Source organism: Streptomyces sp. NPDC006309 (assembly GCF_040613095.1).
GTDB lineage: Bacteria > Actinomycetota > Actinomycetes > Streptomycetales > Streptomycetaceae > Streptomyces.
Genome location: NZ_JBEXRO010000020.1, coordinates 135,739 through 156,408 on the forward strand (window position 1 = coordinate 135,739; position 20,670 = coordinate 156,408).

12 protein-coding genes are annotated in these 20,670 nt (G+C 74.3%); 8 read left to right on the forward strand and 4 right to left on the reverse strand.

The genetic code is table 11. The features are described 5' to 3' along the window. Positions 1 to 129 precede the first annotated feature (129 nt). The 3 genes from prfB to ABZ117_RS24525 form a co-directional block, all read right to left on the reverse strand. Positions 130 to 1,236 carry a peptide chain release factor 2 gene (gene prfB, locus ABZ117_RS24515; RefSeq protein ID WP_356823913.1) on the reverse strand — a complete coding sequence of 369 codons (1,107 nt, stop codon included), beginning with the start codon at positions 1,234 to 1,236 and terminating at the stop codon, positions 130 to 132. Positions 1,237 to 1,347: 111 nt separating this feature from the next. Continuing rightward, positions 1,348 to 2,574: a serine/threonine-protein kinase gene (locus tag ABZ117_RS24520; RefSeq protein ID WP_356823914.1), complete on the reverse strand. Its 1,227-nt coding sequence runs from the start codon at positions 2,572 to 2,574 to the stop codon at positions 1,348 to 1,350. A gap of 111 nt (positions 2,575 to 2,685) precedes the next feature. Then, a complete protein-coding gene (locus tag ABZ117_RS24525; protein WP_356823915.1) occupies positions 2,686 to 4,422 on the reverse strand; it encodes a serine/threonine-protein kinase in 1,737 nt (578 codons plus the stop codon). Positions 4,423 to 4,792: 370 nt separating this feature from the next. Between ABZ117_RS24525 and ABZ117_RS24530 the strand changes: the two genes are divergently transcribed. The 7 genes from ABZ117_RS24530 (at position 4,793) to ABZ117_RS24560 (ending at position 19,381) form a co-directional block, all read left to right on the forward strand. Continuing rightward, positions 4,793 to 8,617, forward strand: coding sequence for an FHA domain-containing protein (locus tag ABZ117_RS24530; protein ID WP_356823916.1), 3,825 nt, complete (start codon positions 4,793 to 4,795; stop codon positions 8,615 to 8,617). Between the two features lie 182 nt (positions 8,618 to 8,799). Beyond that, the gene (locus ABZ117_RS24535) at positions 8,800 to 10,179 is read left to right on the forward strand and encodes an ABC transporter substrate-binding protein (RefSeq protein WP_356823917.1); all 1,380 of its coding nucleotides are present in this window, start codon (positions 8,800 to 8,802) and stop codon (positions 10,177 to 10,179) included. A 70-nt stretch (positions 10,180 to 10,249) separates the two neighbouring features. Then, on the forward strand, positions 10,250 to 11,530 hold the full coding sequence (locus tag ABZ117_RS24540; protein ID WP_356823918.1) for a sugar ABC transporter permease: 1,281 nt from the start codon (positions 10,250 to 10,252) through the stop codon (positions 11,528 to 11,530). After that, positions 11,527 to 12,438, forward strand: coding sequence for a carbohydrate ABC transporter permease (locus tag ABZ117_RS24545; protein ID WP_356823919.1), 912 nt, complete (start codon positions 11,527 to 11,529; stop codon positions 12,436 to 12,438). Before ABZ117_RS24540 ends, ABZ117_RS24545 begins: the two co-directional genes overlap by 4 nt. Before the next feature lie 185 nt (positions 12,439 to 12,623). Continuing rightward, positions 12,624 to 14,840, forward strand: coding sequence for a bifunctional glycosyltransferase family 2 protein/CDP-glycerol:glycerophosphate glycerophosphotransferase (locus ABZ117_RS24550; protein ID WP_356823920.1), 2,217 nt, complete (start codon positions 12,624 to 12,626; stop codon positions 14,838 to 14,840). Positions 14,841 to 14,965: 125 nt separating this feature from the next. Next, the gene (locus ABZ117_RS24555; protein WP_356823921.1) at positions 14,966 to 17,167 is read left to right on the forward strand and encodes a CDP-glycerol glycerophosphotransferase family protein; all 2,202 of its coding nucleotides are present in this window, start codon (positions 14,966 to 14,968) and stop codon (positions 17,165 to 17,167) included. 6 nt (positions 17,168 to 17,173) lie between these two features. Beyond that, entirely contained in the window at positions 17,174 to 19,381 is a 2,208-nt protein-coding gene (locus ABZ117_RS24560) for a CDP-glycerol glycerophosphotransferase family protein (protein ID WP_356823922.1), read from the forward strand. 61 nt (positions 19,382 to 19,442) lie between these two features. On the opposite strand, the gene ABZ117_RS24565 is transcribed toward ABZ117_RS24560, so the two are convergent. Continuing rightward, positions 19,443 to 19,856, reverse strand: coding sequence for an organic hydroperoxide resistance protein (locus ABZ117_RS24565; RefSeq protein WP_356823923.1), 414 nt, complete (start codon positions 19,854 to 19,856; stop codon positions 19,443 to 19,445). 123 nt (positions 19,857 to 19,979) lie between these two features. On the opposite strand from ABZ117_RS24565, the gene ABZ117_RS24570 reads away from it, so the two are divergent. Continuing rightward, positions 19,980 to 20,453, forward strand: a complete 474-nt coding sequence (locus tag ABZ117_RS24570; protein WP_356823924.1) for a MarR family transcriptional regulator — start codon at positions 19,980 to 19,982, stop codon at positions 20,451 to 20,453. Positions 20,454 to 20,670: the final 217 nt, after the last annotated feature.

Below are 20,670 nucleotides of genomic sequence, written 5' to 3' on the forward strand. Positions count from 1 at the left end.
TCAAGGCCGTTGCGGGCGCAATGTCCAACCGGGCGGCGTTTGCGGGGAGATGGCGCCTGTGACTGTGATGTAAAACCCAGACAAAAGACAACTGCCGCCCCGGAGGCGGCAGTTGTCATGTCGATTAACTTACTTCTCCTGCTGCTTGCGCCAGCGAATGCCGGCCTCCAGGAAGCCGTCGATCTCACCGTTGAACACGGCCTCAGGGTTGCCCACCTCGTGCTCGGTGCGCAGGTCCTTGACCATCTGGTACGGGTGCAGCACGTACGAACGCATCTGGTTGCCCCAGGAGTTGCCGCCGTCGCCCTTGAGGGCGTTCATCTTCTCCTGCTCCTCCTGGCGGCGCCGCTCCAGCAGCTTGGCCTGGAGGACGTTCATCGCGGTCGCCTTGTTCTGGATCTGCGACCGCTCGTTCTGGCAGGAGACCACGATGCCGGTGGGCAGGTGGGTGAGCCGCACCGCGGAGTCGGTGGTGTTCACGCCCTGGCCGCCGGGGCCGGAGGAGCGGTAGACGTCCACCCGCAGTTCGGACTCGTCGATCTCGATGTGGTCGGTCTGCTCGACCACCGGAAGGATCTCGACGCCCGCGAAGGAGGTCTGGCGTCGGCCCTGGTTGTCGTACGGCGAGATGCGCACGAGGCGGTGCGTGCCCTGCTCGACGGAGAGCGTGCCGTAGGCGTACGGCGCCTGCACGGCGAAGGTGGTCGACTTGATGCCGGCCTCCTCCGCGTACGACGTCTCGTAGATCTCGGTCTTGTAGCCGCGCTGCTCGGCCCAGCGCAGGTACATGCGCTGGAGCTTCTCGGCGAAGTCGGCGGCGTCGACGCCACCGGCCTCGGCACGGATGTTGACGAGCGCCTCGCGGGCGTCGTACTCGCCGGACAGGAGGGTACGGACCTCCATCTCGTCCAGCGCCTTGCGCACCGAGGTCAGCTCGGACTCGGCCTCGGCCCGGGTGTCCGGGTCGTCCTCCTCCTCGGCCATCTCGAAGAGGACCGCGAGGTCGTCGATCCGGCCGCGCAGCGCCTCCGCCTTCCTCACCTCCGCCTGGAGGTGGGAGAGCTTGCTGGTGACCTTCTGCGCCTCGTCCGGGTTGTCCCACAGGGACGGGGCCGCCGCCTGCTCCTCGAGCACGGCGATTTGTGCCCTCATCGTATCGAGGTCCAGGACGGCCTCGATCGACTCCATGGTCGAGGAGAGGGACTTCAGCTCTTCGGATACATCGACGACTGCCACGCCTCCAGCGTAACGGCTGCGGCAAGCGGTCCCGCCCGTCTCCCGCCCCGGCCGGGGCGGGAGACGGGCGGGACGGAGCGCGTGGGGGTCCGCTCGCGGGACCCCGGCCGGTCAGGGGGCCGACGTGCTGTGGGAGGGCTTGGGCTGCGGGTCGTCCCCGTCGGCCGAGGCCAGCCACACGCCGGCGCCCGCGACCGCCGCCAGGACCGCTCCGGCCACGCCCAGCGTGATCCGGCGCCGGCGCACGGCGGCGCGGTGCCGTGCGGAACCCGGCCGGGGCGCGCCGGCGGCCCTGGGGACGCGCGCGGTCCCGTGGGCCCCGCCGGCCAGCTCGTCCGGCGCGGGCACCCGCATCGAGGTGTGCGTGTCGCGGTTGGAGTCCGGCCTGGCACCGGGAACCAGGGGCACGGCGCCCTTGCGCCGCACCGGCTCGGGCGCGCCCGGGGACGCCGGCACCGGCTCCGCCGCCTCCTCCTCGGCCGGATCCGGCTCGTCCACGTCCAGCGGCGGTATCCCGGCCAGCGTCGGCAGCTGCTCGCGCAGCCGGGCCGCCAGCTCCGAGGCGCGCAGCCGGGAGGCGGGCGCCTTGGCCAGGCACTGCACGAGCAGCTGCCACAGCTCCTCGGGGATGCCGGGCAGGGGTACGACGGTCTCGGTGACGTGCCGCCGCAGGACCGCGCCCGGGTGTCCGCCGCCGAAGGGCGTGAAGCCGGCCAGCAGCTCGTACAGGACGGTCGCCAGGGCGTAGATGTCCACGGCGGCCCGGGGCGGCAGGCCCTCGACGATCTCGGGGGCGAGGTAGTCCGGCGTACCGATGATCTTCGTGGCGCGGGTCCGCTTCGGCGAGTCGATCAGCTTGGCGACGCCGAAGTCGGTGAGCAGGGCGGGGTGAGCACCGCCCGGCCCCAGTGGGCCCTGCATGTCGAGCAGGACGTTCTCCGGCTTGACGTCCCGGTGGACGATCCCGGCCGCGTGGGCCGCCGCCAGGGCGTCGGCGACGTCCGCGACGATCGCCACGGCCGCCTCGGGGGCGAGCCGCCGCTCCCGCTCCAGGCGGGTGCGCAGGTCGGTGCCGCGCACGAGGTCCATGACCAGGGCCAGGTCGTTGCCGTCGACCACGAGGTCCCGCACGGTGACGATGTGCGGGTGTTCCAGGCCGAGCAGCGCGGTCCGCTCCTGGACGAAGCGTCCGACGAGCTCCTGGTCGGAGGCGAGGTCCTCACGCAGCAGCTTGACGGCGACGGGGCCTTCCGGTCCCTCGCCCAGCCACACCGTGCCGGCGCTGCCCCGACCCAGGATCTGGTGGGCGGTGTACCGGCTGCCGATCTTCCGTGCCAAGACTGCTCCTACAGACGCGTGTTGTCGTTAAAACTACGCGTCCGGCGAGCCAACCTTCACCGCGGAGACGGAAATCACCCGGCAGGTGTCGACAAATCTCCAGACCGGCGATCAGTTTCCGCTGCCGGACGAGCCGCTCAGGTCCTTCACCCAGCCGCTCGCCGTGCCGATCCAGTCGCTCAGCTGATGCCAGTACCCCTTGCCCTGGCCGATCCAGGTGTGCAGGGGGGTCAGCTCCCACACCAGCCAGCTCGCCACCACCAGGATGACGATCGTGAACAGGCAGCCCTTCAGGCAGCCGAGCCCGGGGATCTTCATCGGGTTGGCACCGCGCTGCCGCGGCGCCCGGGGCTCCCGCGGGGGCCGCTGCGGCTCGGGCCGGGCCGGCGGTGCGTACTGCTGGGGCTGCGGCGTGGCGTACCGCTGGGGCTGCTGCTGCGGGTAGCCGTACCCGGCGCCCTGCCCGCCCTGTCCGCGCTGCCGGCCGCGCGGCTGCGGCTGCTGCGGGCGGGCCTGCGGGGCCGGGCGCGGCTGCTGCTGGGGCCGGGCCACCTGCCGCTGGGGGCGGCGGCGCAGCGGGTCCTCGTCCGGGCCGAGGTACTGGATCTGAGTCTGGTCGTTGCGGTCGCGGGCGGCCCGCAGCTGCGTCTGCCACGGATGCGGCTGCTCGGGCTGCCCCTGCTGATCTGGCTGACCGTACGGGTCCTGCCCGCCGTACTGGCCCTGCCGGCCCGGCGGGACGGGCGGCAGGACGGCCGTCGGGTCCGCGGCGCCGGTGCTCGGCAGCACGGCGGTGGGGTCGGCGGCGCCCGCCGGGCCGCCGGTGTGGGGCAGCACGCTGGTCGCGCCGTTCGGGTCGTACGCCCCCTGCGGCCCGTTCGCCGGCAGGACCTGGGTGGCGTCAAAGGCGCCGGGCACCCCCGGGACGGCGGCCGGCGCCGGGTCGGGGGCCAGCAGCGCGCCGACACCCTCGGCGGCGGCGATCTGCGCGGCGTTCGCGTGCACGCCGACGCCCTCGGAGACGACCCGCAGCCCGCGCGCGAGGTTCTCCGCGCTGGGCCGCTCGTCGGGGTTCTTGCGCAGGCAGCGCTCGATCACCGTCCACAGCGGGTCGGGCACGGTGGACGGGCGGCGCGGCTCGGCGCTCAGATGCTGGTGCAGCACCTCCAGCGCGGTGCCGCCGCCGAACGGCGGACGGCCGGTGACCAGCTCGTACAGCAGGATGCCGGCGCCGTAGACATCGACGGCCGAGGTCTGCGGGCGGCCCTCGGCGGACTCCGGCGCCACGTACGCGGGCGTGCCGACGAACTCATGGGTACGGGTCAGGCCCGGGGAGTCGGCGAGGCGGGCGATGCCGAAGTCCGTCAGCATCGGGTGCATCTGCCCGTCGTACTGCTTGAGCAGGACGTTCGCGGGCTTCAGATCGCGGTGGACGACCCCGTCGGCGTGGCTCGCGGCGAGCGCGTCGGCGATCTGCGCGGTCAGCAGCGCGGCGGCGACCGGCGTGAAGGGGCCGTTCTCGCGCAGGTAGCGGTGCAGGTCGGGGCCGTCGACGAGGTCCATGACGAGGGCCAGCAGGTCGCCCTCGACGACCAGGTCACGCACCCGGACGATGTTCGGGTGGGTGAGCCGGAGCAGGACGGAGCGCTCACGCAGGAAGCGCATCACGATGTCCGGGTCGCTCGCCAGCTCCTCCTTGAGGACCTTGATCGCGACGGTCTCGCCGGGCTGGCCGGGCACGGCCGCCTCGGCGCCCGCGGTCTCGCGCTGGCGGGCACGCCAGACGGTGCCTGTGGCGCCGCGTCCCAGCGGCTCCTCAAGCAGGTACTTGCTGCCGACTGGCCGCACGTCACGCGCTCCCTGCTGATTGCTGTGGCTCGCTCTCGCTCGCCTGCGTTCCGGTGTCCCGGACCACTGTAGTGCGGCCCTCCAAGGCACTACGTACGCGTTCCCGGGCATGTTCGAAGGAAAGACGCTGGGTCCGGTCCGGTGGTTGCCAGAGGTGGACGTGACCGATCTCAACTGATCACGGGCGGGACACCGGTCAGGCACTTTTGGGGGCAGAGCCGACCAATCAAGATCACTTGTCACCGGGTCCGGGGCGCGTTGTCAGCGGCAGGTGCGAGGATGCGTCCAGCAGTTACTGGCCGACGTGCTCGTGTGGGGTGGGGGAAGTCCGCGCCCGCGCAGACCCGCGCAGAAGGGACCGCTGACGCCGATGCAGATCCGGCTGACCGTCGTAGATCCGCTGGGCCCTTCCCCGCAGCGGGGCCGCGCCGCGAGCCGTGACGTGCTGGTCACGGCGCCCGTGGGCACGGAGCTGGCCGCGGTCGCCTCGGCGCTGGCCGGGGCGGTCACCGGCGAGAACGGCCCCGGCGCGGGCCGCGACGGCGGCAGCGCCGCCGTCGTCCTCTACGCGGGCACCGAGCGGCTGGACCCGCGCCGCGCCACCCTCGGCGAGCCCCCGCTGGTCGACGGCGCCGTGCTGTCCCTCGGCGCGCCGGCCGTCCCCGATCCGCATCCCGAGCCGGCCGACGCCCCCACCCAGCTGCACGTGGTCGCCGGACCCGACGCGGGCGGGGTCCATCTGCTGCACGGCGGCCGGATCACCGTCGGCCGCTCCGCCGAGGCGGACGTGCCGCTGGACGACCCCGACGTCTCCCGCCTGCACTGCGCGGTCACCGTAGGCGCGGACGGCCGCGTCTCGGTCGCCGACCTCGGTTCCACGAACGGTACGTCGCTCGACGGGGTCCGGGTGGGGGAACAGCCGGTGCGGGTCCCTGCCGGGGGGTTGCTGCGGATCGGGGAGTCCGCGTTGCGGCTCGCTGCGTCGGGCGGAACGGCGGGGCCGGTTCCCGCGGCGCGGGTTCCTGCGGTGCCTGACGGGGAGGGGTGCGTGCGGGTCGCCGTGGGCGGGGGGGCCGCGGGTGGTGCCGGTGGGGGCGATGGGAGTGTCTCGCCGTCGGCGGGTACGGGTGCGGGCGCGTCGCGACTGGGGCCCGTGTCCCCAGCGGCACCCCCCGCACCATCCGTGCGGGAAGCGTTGTCGGATGCGGGTGGCCCTGGTGGGGGGTTCTCGCCGTCGGCGGGTGCGGGTCCGGGCGCTGCCGCGGGTGGCTTCGGGGGGCCCTCCCCGTCGGCGGGGGCGGGTTCGGCTGTGCGGGCCGGGGGGTCCGGTGCGGGCAGCTCGCCCTCGTTCGGCGCGGGTGCCGGTGCCGGGGCCTCGCCTTCGGGTGGTGGCGGAGTCGGCGGGACCGGTGCGGGCACGTCGCCTTCGGGCGGCGGGACCGGTGCGGTGGCGTCGGCTTTCTCGGGTGCTGGTGGGCCCGGTGCAGGCGTGTCGTCCGCGGCGGGCTCGGTCGGTGGAGGCGGTGTCGGGGCGTCGGGGGATCCGGGCGGTGCGGGGGGTTCCGCGGCCGGTGACGCGTATCACGGCTACGGGGGCGGGGAGCCGGCCGGGACCGGGACTCGCGGGGGGCGTCCGGGCGGGGACGGTGGGGACACCCACGCCGGGCGGTTCGGGGTCGGCGGGCCCGGTGGCCCGGACGGCGCCCCGTACGGCGGTACGGCCGCGCCGGCCGGCCGGCGGCGCGGTCTCGGTGCCTGGGCGCGTCGCCTGGCCGGTGGGCGCGCGGAGCAGCCGGACGGTGGTGAGACGTACGCCGGTACGGCCGCCGGACCGGGTGAGGCCGAGCCGGCCGGTGTCCCGCAGCGGCCGGAGGCGTGGCCGGACCCGGCCGCCCTGCTGCTGACCGCGCTCGGCCCGGGCCCCCGGCTGTGGGAGCGCGGGCCGGGTCACCCCGAGGCGCTGACCGTGCGGCTCGGCACGGCAGACCGGAGGGCGCCCGACGGCTCGGGCCTGCTGCCCGCGGTGCCGGTGACCGCCGCCCTGCGTGAGGCGGGGGCGCTCGGGCTGGCCGGTCCCCGCCCCCGGCTGTCCGGCCTGGCCCGCGCGGTGCTGGCCCAGCTCGCCGCCCTGCACTCCCCCGATCTGCTGGAGATCGTGCTGATCAGCGCCGACCGGTCCCGTCCGGTGGCGGACCGTACGGCCGAGTGGGCCTGGCTGGGCTGGCTCCCGCATGTCCGGCCGGGCCACGGGCAGGACTGCCGCCTGCTGCTGGCCTACGACCGTGAGCAGGCGGCGGCCCGCGCGGAGGAGCTGCTGCGCCGGGTGGAGGACCACGCGGCGTCGGGCCGGACCGCCGCCCACCCCGGCCCCGCGCGCCCCACGGCCGCCGCGGCGTCCGGCACCCCGGGAGGGACCATGCCGTACGGCCCGCCCGGCGACCCGCACGGCATGTCCATACCGCCCACGGGGACCGCGCCTGCCGCTTCCCCCCGTACTCCCGCCCCCGCGTCCCAGGGCACCGGCGCCCGTCGTCCGTCCTGGGCCCAGGACGGGGCCGGGCCGACCGGCGTCGGTGGGTTCCCGGGGCCGTACACCGTCGTCGTGGTGGACGGTGATCCCGGCGGTTCGGCACTGCGGGACGCCCTCGCGCGGCTGGCCGTGGCCGGGCCGCGGGCCGGGATACACGTGGTGTGTCTCGCCGAGACCGAGCCCGCCTCGCCCGCCTCCCCGGTGACCAGCACCTACGAGGCCGCCTGCGCGGTGACGCCGGCCTTCCGGCACTGCGGTGCCGTGGCCCTGCTGGGCGGGGACGTCGCCGCCGCGCTGCATCTGCTGCGGGTCGCGCCGAGCGGACCCGTCGGCCCGGGCACGCTCGCCAGGGTCGACGCCGTCTCCGCCGCCTGGGCGGAGCGGTTCGCGCGGGCGCTGGCGCCGCTGCGGCCGGACGGGCCGGCCGGTGAAGGGCAGGCGCGCGTGGCCGTACCGCTGCCGCAGTCGGCCCGGCTGCTGGACGAGCTGGGGCTGGCCCGGGCCACCCCGGCGTCCCTGATGGCGCGCTGGGCGGACGCGGCCGACGACACCGGTTCGCCGGGCGGGCGGGCGCGGGCGGTGCTGGGCGCCGGGCCGCACGGGCCGGTCGGTGCGGACCTGGTGGCCGACGGGCCGCACCTGCTGATCGAGGGACCGGACGGCAGCGGCCGTACCGAGCTGCTGCGGGCCGTGGTGGCCTCGCTGGCCGCCGCCGAGCGGCCGGACCGGCTGGCGGTGGTCCTGCTCGACGGCCGGGACGGGGTCGGCACCGGCGCGGGGCGCGGCGAGGGCCTGCGGCCCTGCACCGACATACCGCACGTCACCACGCACCTCATCGCCAACGACCCCGTGCGCATGCGGGAGTTCGCGCAGGCGCTGGCCGCCGAGCTGAAGCGGCGGGCGGAGCTGCTGGGCCGTACGGACTTCGCCCAGTGGCACACGGGCCGGGAGGTGTCGGACCGGCTGGTCGCCCAGCGGGCGCCGGTCCGCGCGGACGCCGCACCGCGCGCGTCGGCCCACCAGGACGCCGCCGCGCACCGGGCGTCCGCCGCCGCGCAGCGGGGTCCGGCCGCCGGAGACATCGAGAGCGCCTCCAGCTCCACACTGCGGCTGCGGCCCGGCGCGGCGGCGCGGCGGCGGGCCGAGTCGGTGGCGCTGCCCCGGCTGGTGGTGGTCGTGGACGACCTGGACGCGCTGGTGGCTCCCCCGCTCGGTTCGCCGGGCCGGCCCGCCGCCGGGTCGGTGATGCGGGCGCTGGAGGCGGTGGTCCGGGAGGGCGAGCGGCTCGGCGTGCACCTGGTGGCGGCGGCCGGCACCGGTGGCCGTACCGCGGAGTCGGAACCGGCGCGCCGGGCGGCCCTGCGGGTCACGCTGGACGCGCCGCAGGCGGGGCCGGAGCAGCCGGCGCCGGGACGGGGCACGGCGGTGTACGCGGACGGGCGGGCCGTCGGCTTCCAGGGCGGCCGGGTGACGGGCCGTATCCCGCGGACGGCGACGCAGCGGCCGACGGTCGTCCCGCTGGACTGGCAGCGCATGGGCGATCCGCCGGCCCGCCGTCCGGTGCGGGAGCTGGGCAACGGCCCGACAGACCTGGCCCTGCTGGCGAGCGCGGTGGAGCGGGCGGCCCGGGAGGTGGGGGCGGCGGAGGTGCCCTCGCTGCTGTAGCCGGAAGCGTGGCGCATACGTCCCTGGTCACGAGCGGGTCACGATGAGCGGGTCGACCGGGCAGGCGCTCTTGCCCGCCCGGAGCGGCCCGGCGTACACCGGAGCGCACGGGACAGTCTTATGACGTTCAAGAGCCGTTCCTGGACACCGACGTTCAACGGAGAACGACGAACGGGGCATTGATGCGCAGCAAGAGCAGCACCGTCCGGATCCACAGGCCCGCCACCGCGCTCGCCGCACTGCTCGCGGGAGCCCTGGCGCTCACCGCCTGTTCCAGCGGTGGCAACGACAAGAAGGGCAGCGGAGAGAAGACCGGCTCGGCCACCGGTTCCACCGTCACCCTGCCGAAGCTGGACGGCGCGAATCTGGAGATCGCCGCCGTCTGGACCGGCCAGGAGCAGAAGAACTTCAAGCGGGTCCTGGCCGAGTTCGAGAAGCGGACGGGCGCGAAGGTGACCTTCGTGCCCGCGCAGGACCCGATCATCAACTTCCTCGGTTCCAAGATCGCGGGCGGTCAGCCGCCGGACGTGGCGATGCTGCCGCAGCCCGGTGCGATCAGGCAGGCCGTGCAGAAGGGCTGGGCCAAGCCGCTGGGAGCGGAGGCCGTGCAGGAGCTGCGGAAGAACTACTCGCAGGGCTGGCAGGACACCGGCTCGGTCGGCGGCAAGCCGTACGGCGTCTACTACAAGGCCGCCAACAAGTCGCTGATCTGGTACAACGCCACCGCTTTCGGCAACGCGGGCGCCAAGGAGCCCAAGACCTGGCAGGACCTGCTGACCGCCTCGCGGGCGGTGTACGACTCGGGGGTCACGCCCTTCTCGGTGGCGGGCGCGGACGGCTGGCCGCTGACCGACTGGTTCGAGAACGTCTATCTGTCCCAGGCGGGCCCGGAGAAGTACGACCAGCTCGCCCAGCACAAGATCAAGTGGACGGATCCGTCCGTGAAGCGGGCGCTGACCACCCTGGCCCAGATCTGGGGCAAGAAGGACTACCTGGCGGGCGGCCAGGGCGGCGCGCTCCAGACGGAGTTCCCCCAGTCGGTCACCCAGACGTTCACCGGCGGTGACCAGCCGAAGTCGGCGATGGTCTACGAGGGTGACTTCGTGCAGGTCAACATCGGTGAGACCAAGGCGAAGGTGGGCACGGACGCGAAGGTGTTCCCGTTCCCGGCCGTCGGCTCCACGGCGCCCGTGGTCTCCGGCGGCGACGCGGCGGTGATCCTGAAGGACTCCAAGGCGGCGCAGGCCCTGGCCACCTTCCTCGCCTCGCCGGACGCGGCCACGATCCAGGCGAAGCTCGGCGGTTACCTCTCCCCGAACAAGAACGTGCCGGTGTCGGCGTACCCGAACCCGGTGCAGCAGAAGATCGCCAAGGCGCTGATCGCGTCCGGTGACGACTTCCGCTTCGACATGTCCGACCAGGCCCCGCAGGCCTTCGGCGGCACCCCCGGCAAGGGCGAGTGGAAGGACCTCCAGGACTTCCTGAAGAACCCGGCCGACGTCGCGGGCGCCCAGGCGCGGCTGGAGAAGGACGCGGCGGCGGCGTACGGAAGCGGGAGCTGATCCGGCGATGGCGTCGGCAGCGGCGGCCGGGGCCCCACCGGGCCCCGCCGCGCCCCGCGGTCGCAGAAGCGTGACCGGCACCCGCAGGGCCGTGGCAGCGCTGTTCCTGCTGCCCGCCCTGGTGCTGCTGGGCGCGCTCGTGGTCTACCCGATCGGGTACTCGGTCGTCCGGAGCCTCTTCGACTCCTCCGGCGACCGCTTCACGGGTGTGGACAACTACCGGACCCTGTTCACCGACGACGGCATCCGTACGGCGCTGAAGAACAACGTGATCTGGGTGGTGTTCGCGCCGACGGTCTCGACCGCGCTGGGGCTGATCTTCGCGGTGCTGACCGAGCGGATCCGCTGGGGCACGGCGTTCAAGCTGGTCGTCTTCATGCCGATGGCGATCTCGATGCTGGCCGCAGGGATCATCTTCCGGCTGGTGTACGACCAGGACCCGGACAAGGGCGTCGCGAACGCCGTGTGGGTGGGGGTGCACGACACGTTCGCGCAGTCGTCGGCGTTCCCGAAGGCCCACCCGGGGCGGGAGTCGCCGCTCGTCGCCGAGGGCGGCGGGTTCGTCACGAAGGACGCCGTCCACGCCGGGCGGCCGGTCGTCCTGCCGCTCGTCGGTGTCGCGCCGGACCAGATGCCGGACGGTGCGAAGAAGGCCGCCGCCGCGACAGCGGAGCCGGGCAGGATCACCGGCACCACCTGGCAGGACTTCACCCGCGGCAAGGGTGTGGGCCGGCTGGGCGCGCCGGACCCGGACGAGCTGGGCTACGCGGGGATGCGCGTCGAGGCGGTGAAGGGCGGCAAGGTGGTCGCCACCGCGCGGGCGTCCGGTGACGGCACGTTCACCCTGCCGGCGTCGGCCGACGGGGCCCGGCTGCGGCTGCCCGCGGACAATTTCCGGGAGCCGTACGGCGGGGTCGGGTGGCTCGGCCCGGCTCTGGTGACCCCGGCGATCATCGGGTCGTACGTGTGGATGTGGGCGGGCTTCGCGATGGTGCTGATCGCGGCCGGGCTCGCGGGCGTGCCCCGGGAGCTGCTGGAGGCGGCGCGGGTAGACGGCGCCAACGAGTGGCAGGTGTTCCGCAGGGTCACCGTGCCGCTGCTGGCCCCGGTCCTGGCGGTGGTCACCGTCACGCTGATGATCAACGTGCTCAAGGTCTTCGACCTGGTGTTCATCATCGCGCCGGGCTCCTCTCAGGACGACGCGAACGTGCTGGCGCTGGAGCTGTACCGCAAGGGCTTCGCGGAGGGGCGGCCGGGGGTGGCGAGCGCGATCGCGGTGTTCCTGCTGCTGCTGGTGATCCCGGTGATGCTGTTCAACATGCGCAGGCTGAGGCGGGAGGTACGGCGATGACGGCGACCGCCGACAGCATCGGCAAGACGGCCTCCGCGGGGGCGCCGGTGACGGCCCGCCGGTCGCTCGGCGGGAGGATCGCGGAGAAACTGAGCGGCGGGCTCGTCCAGGCGTTCCTGGTCGTGGTGGGCCTGTTCTGGCTGGTGCCGACCATCGGCCTGCTCATCTCCTCGCTGCGCACCCCGGCGGACATGAGCGCGAGCGGCTGGTGGACGGTGCTCAGCAAGCCGTCCCGGCTGACCGTGGACAGCTACCGGAGGCTGCTGGAGAACGGTGACATCACCCACTCGCTGGTGAACACCGTGCTGATCACGGTCCCGGCGACCCTGCTGGTCGTCGTGATCGGCGCGCTGGCCGGGTACGCGTTCGCCTGGATGGAGTTCCCGGGCCGCGACTGGTGGTTCCTGGGCGTGGTGAGCCTGCTGGTGGTGCCCGTGCAGGTGGCGCTGATCCCGATCGCCGAACTGTTCGGGAAGCTCGGGCTGTTCGGGACGATCTTCGGGGTGATCCTGTTCCACACCGGGTTCGGTCTGCCGTTCGCGGTGTTCCTGCTGCGGAACTTCTTCGCGGAGATCCCGCGGGAGCTGCTGGAGGCGGCGCGGCTGGACGGCGCGGGTGAACTGCGCCTGTTCGCGCGGGTGGTGCTGCCGCTGGGCGGCCCGGCCATCGCCTCGCTGGGTATCTTCCAGTTCCTGTGGGTGTGGAACGACATGCTGGTGGCGCTGGTGTTCACCAAGTCGGGGACGCAGCCCATCACGGTCGCCCTCCAGACGCAGGTACGGCAGTTCGGCAACAACATCGACGTGCTGGCGCCCGGCGCCTTCCTGTCGATGGTGATCCCGCTGGCCGTGTTCTTCGCGTTCCAGCGGCAGTTCGTGTCCGGGGTAATGGCCGGGGCGGTCAAGTAGCCGCCGGAGCGGACATCGTGGCGGGGCGGGCCGGCAACGGCCCGCCCCTTCACGGGTTTTCGGGGGCGGCCTCACCGGGCGGCGCCGCGGCCGGTGTAGCCCGAATGCCGTACGGGCCGTAACCAAGTCACGCCGTCGGCCGTTGCCGGGCAGAACGCCCGCGCCGTCCGACCCATGGATGTCCCTTGCCCAGGTTCAGTGTCATCGTCCCCGCGTACAAGGTCCAGGCGTACCTCTCCGAGTGCCTGGACTCGGTGCTCTCGCAGTCCTTCCCCGATCTGGAGCTGATCGCGGTGGACGACTGCTCACCCGACGCCTGCGGCGCGATCATCGACGAGTACGCGGCCCGGGACGCGCGTGTGAAACCCGTGCACCTGGCCGCCAACCAGGGCCTGGGCGGGGCGCGCAACGCGGGCATGGCGCAGGCGGCCGGCGACTACCTGGTGTTCCTGGACAGCGACGACACCCTCACCCCGGACGCGCTGCGGGCGGTCGCCGTCCGGCTCAAGGAGACCGGTGACCCGGACGTCCTGGTGTTCGACTACGCGCGCACGTACTGGGACGGCCGGACGGTGCGCAACCAGCTCGCCGGCCGGCTCACCGAGCAGGGTCCGGCGCCGTTCCGCCTGGTGGACCGGCCGGGGCTGCTCGGGGTGCTGATGGTGGCCTGGAACAAGGCCTACCGGCGGGAGTTCGTCGCGCGGCACGGCTTCCGGTTCCCGCCGGGCTACTACGAGGACACCCCCTGGACGTTCCCGGTGCTGATGACCGCGGGGTCGCTCGCCACCCTGGACCGGGTGTGCGTGCACTACCGCCAGCGGCGGCAGGGCAGCATCCTCGGCACCACGAGCCACAAGCACTTCGACCTGTTCGAGCAGTACGACCGGGTGTTCGCGTATGTCGACGAGCATCCGGAACTGGCCCGCTGGAAGCCGGAGTTGTACCGCCGGATGCTCGACCACCACGCCGTGGTGTTCAGCAGGCGCGGCCGGCTGCCGCGCGGCAGCCACGGCGCGTACCTGCGCCGGGCCCGCGCCCAGTGCCGCCGCCACCGGGTGCCCGGGGTGCGGCTGGAGCCGCGGCACGCCCTGGTCCGCTTCGGGCTGCACCGCACGTTCCGGGCGCTGCGGCTGGCCGCCGCCCTGCGCCGGCGCGCGAGGCGGGCCGGGGGGAGGTGGGCCCGCGGGCTGCGCACCGCCGCGCTCCGGCTGCACTACCGCGTCCAGCTGTGCCTGCCGCTGCGTGCCGACCGGGCGGTGTTCACCGCGCACGAGGGGCACGGCGGTGACCCGGCCGCGCTGGAGGCGGCGTTCCGCGTACACGCCCCGCAGGTGCGGACCGCGTGGCTCGTCCGCCCCGGGCAGGAGCGGGCTGTCCCCACGGGTCCGCGCCCGCTGAGGGCCGGCACGGCGGCCTGCTGGACGGCGCTGGCCCGCTCCCGGTACCTGGTCGGCGACGCCGGCTTCGACGCGGGGATGCGCAAGCGGCCCGGACAGGTCTTCGTGCAGACCGGGCAGGGCACCCCGCTGGCCCACACGGGCCTGGACCTGCTGGAGCGTCCGGCGGCGGCCCGCGGCACGGACTTCGCGGAGCTGCTGCGGGGCGTCGACCAGTGGGACCACGTCCTGTCCGGCAACCGGCACACCACCCTGACCTGGGAGCGGACGCACCCGGGCCGCTACACCACGCTGGAGTACGGCCTGCCGCGCAACGACGTCCTCCAGCGGGCGACGGCCGCGGACGTGGCCGGGCTGCGGGCGTCGCTGGGCGTACCGGAGGACGCGGTCGCGATCCTGTACGCGCCCGCCCACCGCGCACACCTGCGCACCCAGCGCCCGCCGCTCGACCTGGAGCGGCTGCTGCGCCGGCTGGGCCCGGGCTTCGTGGTCCTGGCCCGCACCCACCTCCCCGTCCGGGGCAACGGCATCATCGACGTCTCCGGCCACCCGGACCCGGCCGGCCTGTGCCTGGCCTCGGACGCGCTGCTCACCGACCACGCACCGGTCATGTTCGACTACGCCAACCTCGACCGGCCGATCGTGCTGCACACCCCGGACCGGGAGGCGTACGAGGCGGTCCACGGCACCTACCTCGACCTGGGGACCTGCCCGCCCGGTCCGGTGGCGCGCAGCGACGACGAGCTGGCCGACGTCTTCGCCACCGGACTGTGGTGCGGCACGCGCGCGGCGGGGCTGCGGGCGGTGTTCCGGGAGCGGTTCTGCCCGTGGGACGACGGGCGCGCCGCCGAACGGGTCGTACGGCGGGTGGTGCTGGGCGAGACGGACCTGCCGCCGGTGGTGCCGCCCGGGGAGCGCGCTGGGGTGCCGGCGGGCGGCGCGCACGTCCCGGCGGTCACCGCGGCGCAACCTCCCGGCTCCCTCCCCGTCACCGAGAGCCACTGAACACCGTTGGTCCTTCCGGGAGTTCCCATGCCCCTCGGCTCGACGCGGCCCGGCCCGAGCCGGCCGTCCACCTGGCGTCCGGCGGGCCGGCCCGGCCGCGTCCGCACGACGACAGAAAGAACAGAATGCCCCGCTTCAGCATCATCGTCCCCTCCCACGGGGTCGCCGGCCGGCTGTCCCAGGCGCTGGACTCGGTCCTCGGCCAGTCCTTCGGCGACCTCCAGCTGATCCCCGTCTGCGACGGCCCCGGCGCCCCGGCCGCCACGGTGGCCGCCGGGTACGCCGGGCGGGACTCCCGGGTCACGCCGGTCCACTCGCCGCCGTCCGACGGCCTGGGCGGGGCGCGCAACGCCGGGATGCGGGCGGCGACCGGCACATACCTGCTGTTCCTGGACGGCGACGACCTGCTGCTGCCGGGCGCGCTCGCGGCACTGGACGCCCGGCTGACCCGGACCGGCGATGTGGACGTGCTCTACGCCGGGCACGAGCGCGTCCCCTGGTGGGAGGGCGAGCCCACCGACCCGGCCGCCCCCCTGCTCGCCAAGGCCCCGAAGGGCGTCTTCGACCCCGCCGGGCTGCCCGAGCTGACCGGCGTGCAGCTGCCCGCGTGGAGCGCCGCCTACCGCCGCGGCTTCCTCACCGAGCGGGACCTCACCTTCCCCGACAGCCACTTCACCGACCTCGGCTGGGGCGGGCTGGTCACCATCGCCGCCGAGCGGATCGCGGTGCTGCGCCAGGCCGTCGTACGGCACCGGCTGCGCCGCCAGGGCAGCCGGCTCAACCTGCCCGGCCCGCACCAGCACGACCTGCTGGACCAGGTGGAGCGGGTCCTGACGGTGGCGGCCGAGCGCGGCCTGCCCGCCGAACGCACCGGCCCGCTGTTCGACCAGCTGTTCGCGGTGGTACTGAAGACGGCGTCCCGGCCGGAGCGGCTGCCCTCCGGGCACCGGGCGTTCTTCCGGCGCGCGGCCCGCCTGCACCGACGGCACCGGCCGGCCGGCCACCGCCCACCGGGCGGCAGCCTCGGCGTGCAGCACCGGCTGCTGGCGGCGGGGGCGTACAGCGCGTTCCGCGCCCTGCGCGGCGCCAACCAGGTGGCCGCCCGCTCCACCGAGGCCCTGCCCCGCCCGCACATGCTGCGCACCCGGCTGCGCTACGCCCGCGACCTGCGCCGCCCGCTCGACCCGGACCTCGTCGTGTACTGCGCCTACTGGGGCCGCGGCTACGCCTGCAACCCGGCCGCGATCCACGCCAAGGCCCGCGAACTCGCCCCGCACCTGCGCTCGGTGTTCCTGGTCGAGGCCGGCCAGGAACACACGCTGCCGGGGGACGTGGAGTACGCGGTGATCGGCTCCCGCCGCTACTGGGAGGTGCTGGCCCGCGCGACGTACCTGGTGAACAACGCCAACTTCGCCGAGGGCGTCGTCAAACGGCCGGGCAGCGTGCACCTCCAGACCCAGCACGGCACCCCGCTGAAGACGATGGGCGTGGACCAGTCGGCGTATCCGGTGGTGGCCGCGCAGTCCGGCAGTTTCGCGAAGCTGCTGGGCCGGGTCGACCGCTGGGACTTCAACCTGTCGTCCAACCGCCACTCGACCCGGATGTGGGAGCGCGCCTTCCCCGGCTCCTACGAGCACCTGGAGTACGGCTATCCGCGCAACGACGTCTACTGCACGGCGACCGCCGAGGACGTGGCGCGGATCCGGCGGGACCTGGGCGTCCCGGAGGGCCGCACGGCCGTGCTGTACGCGCCGACCCACCGCGACCACCACAGCGGCTTCGCGCCCGGCCTGGACCTGGAGGCGTTCTGCGAGGCGGCCGGCGAAGACGTCGTCGTCCTGCTGCGCGCGCACTACTTCTACGACCGGGGCCGCTCCCGGGGCTCGGAGCGGATCATCGACGTGACCGCGCACCGCTCCGCCGAGGACGTCTGCCTGGCCGCGGACGCGCTGATCACCGACTACTCGTCGATCATGTTCGACTACGCCAACCTCGACCGGCCGATCGTCGTGTACGCCGACGACTGGGACGTCTACCGGGAGACCCGGGGCGTCTACTTCGACCTGATGGCCGAGCCGCCCGGCGCGGTCGCCCGGACCCCCGACGAGCTGGCCGCCGTCTTCCGCGACGGCTCGTACGCGGGCCCGGAGGCCGGGGCGCTGCGGGCCGCGTTCCGGGAGCGGTTCTGCGAGTTCGACGACGGGCTGGCCGCGGAACGGGTCGTCCGGCGGGTGCTGCTCGGTGAACCGCCCGAGGCGGTGCCGCCCGTGGTCCCGCTCGCGGAACGCGTCCCCGCCCCCGCCGCCGCGACCCTCGTGAGGAGCTGACCCGCCGTGCCCCGCTTCAGTGTCATCGTGCCCTGTTACCGCGTGCAGGCCTTCCTGCCCGAGTGCCTGGACTCGGTGCTCCAGCAGTCCTTCGGCGACTTCGAGCTGATCGCCGTGGACGACTGCTCCCCGGACGGCTGCGGCGCGATCCTGGACGAGTACGCCGCGCGCGACCCCCGGGTGACGGTGCTGCACCTGCCGGAGAACGCCGGCCTCGGCCGGGCCCGCAACGCGGGCATCCCGCACGCCACCGGCGACTACCTGTTCTTCCTGGACAGCGACGACACCCTCACCCCGGGCGCGCTGGAGGCCATCGCCGACCGGCTCACGGAGTCCGCCGACCCGGACGTGCTCGTCTTCGACTACGCGCGCACGTACTGGTGGGGCGGCACCCGCCGCAACGTCCTTTCGCACATCCTCACCGAGGCCGGGGCGGAGACCTTCACGGCGGCCGCGCGCCCGGAGATCCTGGACCTGCTGATGGTGGTGTGGAACAAGGTCTACCGGCGGGAGTTCGTCGCCGAGAACGGCTTCGCCTTCCCGCCCGGCTACTACGAGGACACCCCCTGGACGTTCCCGGTCCTGCTCAGCGCCCGCCGGATCGCCGCGCTGGACCGGATCTGCCTGAACTACCGGCAGCGCCGGCAGGGCAACATCCTGTCCACCACCAGCCGCAAGCACTTCGACATCCACGACCAGTACGAGCGGGTCTTCGCCTTCGTCGGGCAGCACCCGGAGCTGGCCGGCTGGCGGCCGTACCTGCACCGCAAGATGGGCGAGCACTGCCTGGACATCCTCGCCAAACCCGACCGGCTGCCGCCCGCCGACAAGGCCGAGTTCTTCCGGCGCACGGCGGAGCTGTTCCGCCGGCACCGGCCGGAGGGTGCCCGGGTGGACGGCGAGGTCGCCGTGCTGGAGGGCTCCTGGACCGGGTACCGGCTGCGGCGGCAGACGGCACGCGCCGGCCGGGAGGCGGCGCGGCGAGCGGTCCAGGCGCGCCGGGCAACCGGCGTCCGGGCCCGCGCCGGCTGGGCGTCGCTGCACGCCCGCCGGCCGCTCGACCCGCACCTCGTGGTCTACTCGGCGTCCTCGCACCAGGGCCTGCTCGGCGACCCGGCGGCCGTCTACGCCGCCGCCCGCGAGATCGCCCCGCAGCTGCGCGGGGTGTGGGTGGTGCGGGACGCGGAGACGGCGGCGCGGCTGCCGGCCGATGTGGAGCACGTGATCGTGGGCTCCCGGCGCTATCTGGAGGTCACCGCGCGCGCCGCGTTCTTCGTCAACGACGTGAACTGGCCCGGCACCCTGGCCAAGCGGCCCGGCAGCGTGCACATCCACACCCACCAGAGCACCCCGCTGAAGTACCTGGGCGCCGACCTGCTGGACAAGCCGGGTGCCCGGCTCGGCTTCGACGTGCCGCAGATGCTGCGGCGGGCCGACCGCTGGGACTACAGCCTGGTCGCCAACCGCCACTCCGAACTCGTCTGGGAACGGGCCTTCCCCTGCCACTTCACCTCGGTGCGCACCGGCAGCCCGCGCAACGACGTCCTGGTGAACGGCGGCACCGGCGACTTCCGGGAGAGGCACGGCATCCCGGCGGACCACACGGTCGTGCTGTACGCGCCGACCCGCCGGGACTACCGCCGCAGCGGGCACGTGGACCGCGTCGACCTGGCCCGGTTCGCGGCCGACCTCGGGGAGGGGCACACGCTCGTCGTGCGGCTGCATCCGTCCCTGGCGAACGGCCCGGCGCGGGGCCTGGGCCTCACCGAGCTGGACCGGCGCGGGATCGTGGTCGACGCGACCGGTGAACTCCGTGTGGCGGACGTGCTGCTCGCCGCGGACGTGCTGGTCACCGACTACTCGGGGGTGATGTTCGACTACGCCAACCTCGACCGGCCGATCGTGGTGCACGCCGACGACCACCCCGCGTACACCGCGAGCCGGGGCACCTATCTCGACATCACCGCCGAGCCGCCGGGCCACGTCTCGTCCTCCTACCGGGAGCTGGCCGGGCTGTTCTCATCGGGCGCGTGGCGCGACGAGGAGTCGGCGCGGCTGCGGGCCCGGTTCCGGGCCCGGTTCTGCGAGTTCGACGACGGGCGGGCCGCCGAACGGGTCGTACGTACCCTGCTGCTGGGCGAGCCGATGCCGGACGCGGAGTCCGCGCGGATCCCGGGGCAGGCGGCGTCCCCGGACGCGCTGGCGTCGGCCTGACCGGCGCGCGCGGAGGGGGCCGGTCCCGGCCGGGACCGGCCCCCTCCGCGGGGCGGCGTGACTACTCGATGACGAGGTCGACGTCGATGTTGCCGCGGGTGGCGTTGGAGTACGGGCAGACCTGGTGGGCGCTCTCGACCAGCTTGCGGCCGGTCGCCTCGTCCACGGTGCCGGGCAGCTCGACGCGCAGGGTGACCTTCAGGCCGAAGCCCTCGCCCTGCTTGCCTATGCCGACCTCGGCGGTCACCGAGGCGTCGCTGACGTCGACCTTGGCCTGGCGTCCGACGAGGCCGAGGGCGCTGCCGAAGCAGGCGGCGTAACCGGCGGCGAAGAGCTGCTCCGGGTTGGTGCCCTGGCCGTTGCCGCCCAGCTCCGCCGGCATGGCGAGGGCGAGGTCGATCCTGCCGTCGGAGGAGACGGCGCGGCCCTCGCGGCCGTGGGTTGCGGTGGCGACAGCGGTGTAGAGCGCGTCCATGGAAGACCATCCCTCTCGATGTGGGGTGCGTTGCCGGATCCGCCGGGGATCGCGACGACGCCAAGTAGAGCACACAATTAAATTGCGCACAACCAAATGGCCCGCAAGAGCTATCCTGGACCCATGACCACCACGCCCGACGCCGACTGGCTCCGCCTCGACCGCCAGATCTGCTTCTCGCTGCACGCCGCGTCCCGCGCCTTCAACGGCGTCTACCGCGTGATCCTCAAGGACCTCGGGCTCACCTACCCGCAGTACCTCGTGCTCCTCGTGCTCTGGGAGCGGGACGACCTGCCGGTCAAGGCGCTCGGCGAACAGCTGCGCCTCGACTCGGGCACACTGTCCCCGCTGGTCAAGCGGCTGGAGGGGGCGGGGTTGGTCCGGCGGGAGCGCAGCGCCGAGGACGAGCGTTCGGTGCGGGTCCGGCTCACCGGCGAGGGCGCCGCCCTGCGCGAGCGGGCCCTGGAGGTGCCGCGCCGGATCATGACGGCGACCGGCTTCGACCTGACGGAGATCGCCGGCCTGCGCGCCCGCCTGGACCAGCTCACCACCGCCCTGGACGCGGCGGCCCGAGCGGAATCCCGGACCGCCCACTGACCGCAGCCCTCGGGGACGCGCCGAGCGGTGTCCTGCGGCGCGCGCCGGCCGGGCCCGGGGGAGCGCCGATCGGAGCCCCGGGGCGCACGCCGGCTGGGCCACCTGGGGCGCGCCCCGCCACCCCGGAGCGCGCACCGGGCGCCGTCCCGGGGACATCGTGCTCAAGCGGTCCACCGACGGCGGCCGCAGCTGGGGCCCGTTGCAGGTGGTCGACGTG

Excerpts from the sequence above, each read along its gene's own strand:
- ABZ117_RS24555 (WP_356823921.1), top strand. The coding sequence starts at position 14,966 with ATGCCCCGCTTCAGCATCATCGTCCCCTCCCACGGGGTCGCCGGCCGG.
- ABZ117_RS24570 (WP_356823924.1), top strand. The coding sequence starts at position 19,980 with ATGACCACCACGCCCGACGCCGACTGGCTCCGCCTCGACCGCCAGATC.
- ABZ117_RS24565 (WP_356823923.1), bottom strand. The coding sequence starts at position 19,856 with ATGGACGCGCTCTACACCGCTGTCGCCACCGCAACCCACGGCCGCGAG.
- ABZ117_RS24530 (WP_356823916.1), top strand. The coding sequence starts at position 4,793 with ATGCAGATCCGGCTGACCGTCGTAGATCCGCTGGGCCCTTCCCCGCAG.
- ABZ117_RS24545 (WP_356823919.1), top strand. The coding sequence starts at position 11,527 with ATGACGGCGACCGCCGACAGCATCGGCAAGACGGCCTCCGCGGGGGCG.
- ABZ117_RS24535 (WP_356823917.1), top strand. The coding sequence starts at position 8,800 with ATGCGCAGCAAGAGCAGCACCGTCCGGATCCACAGGCCCGCCACCGCG.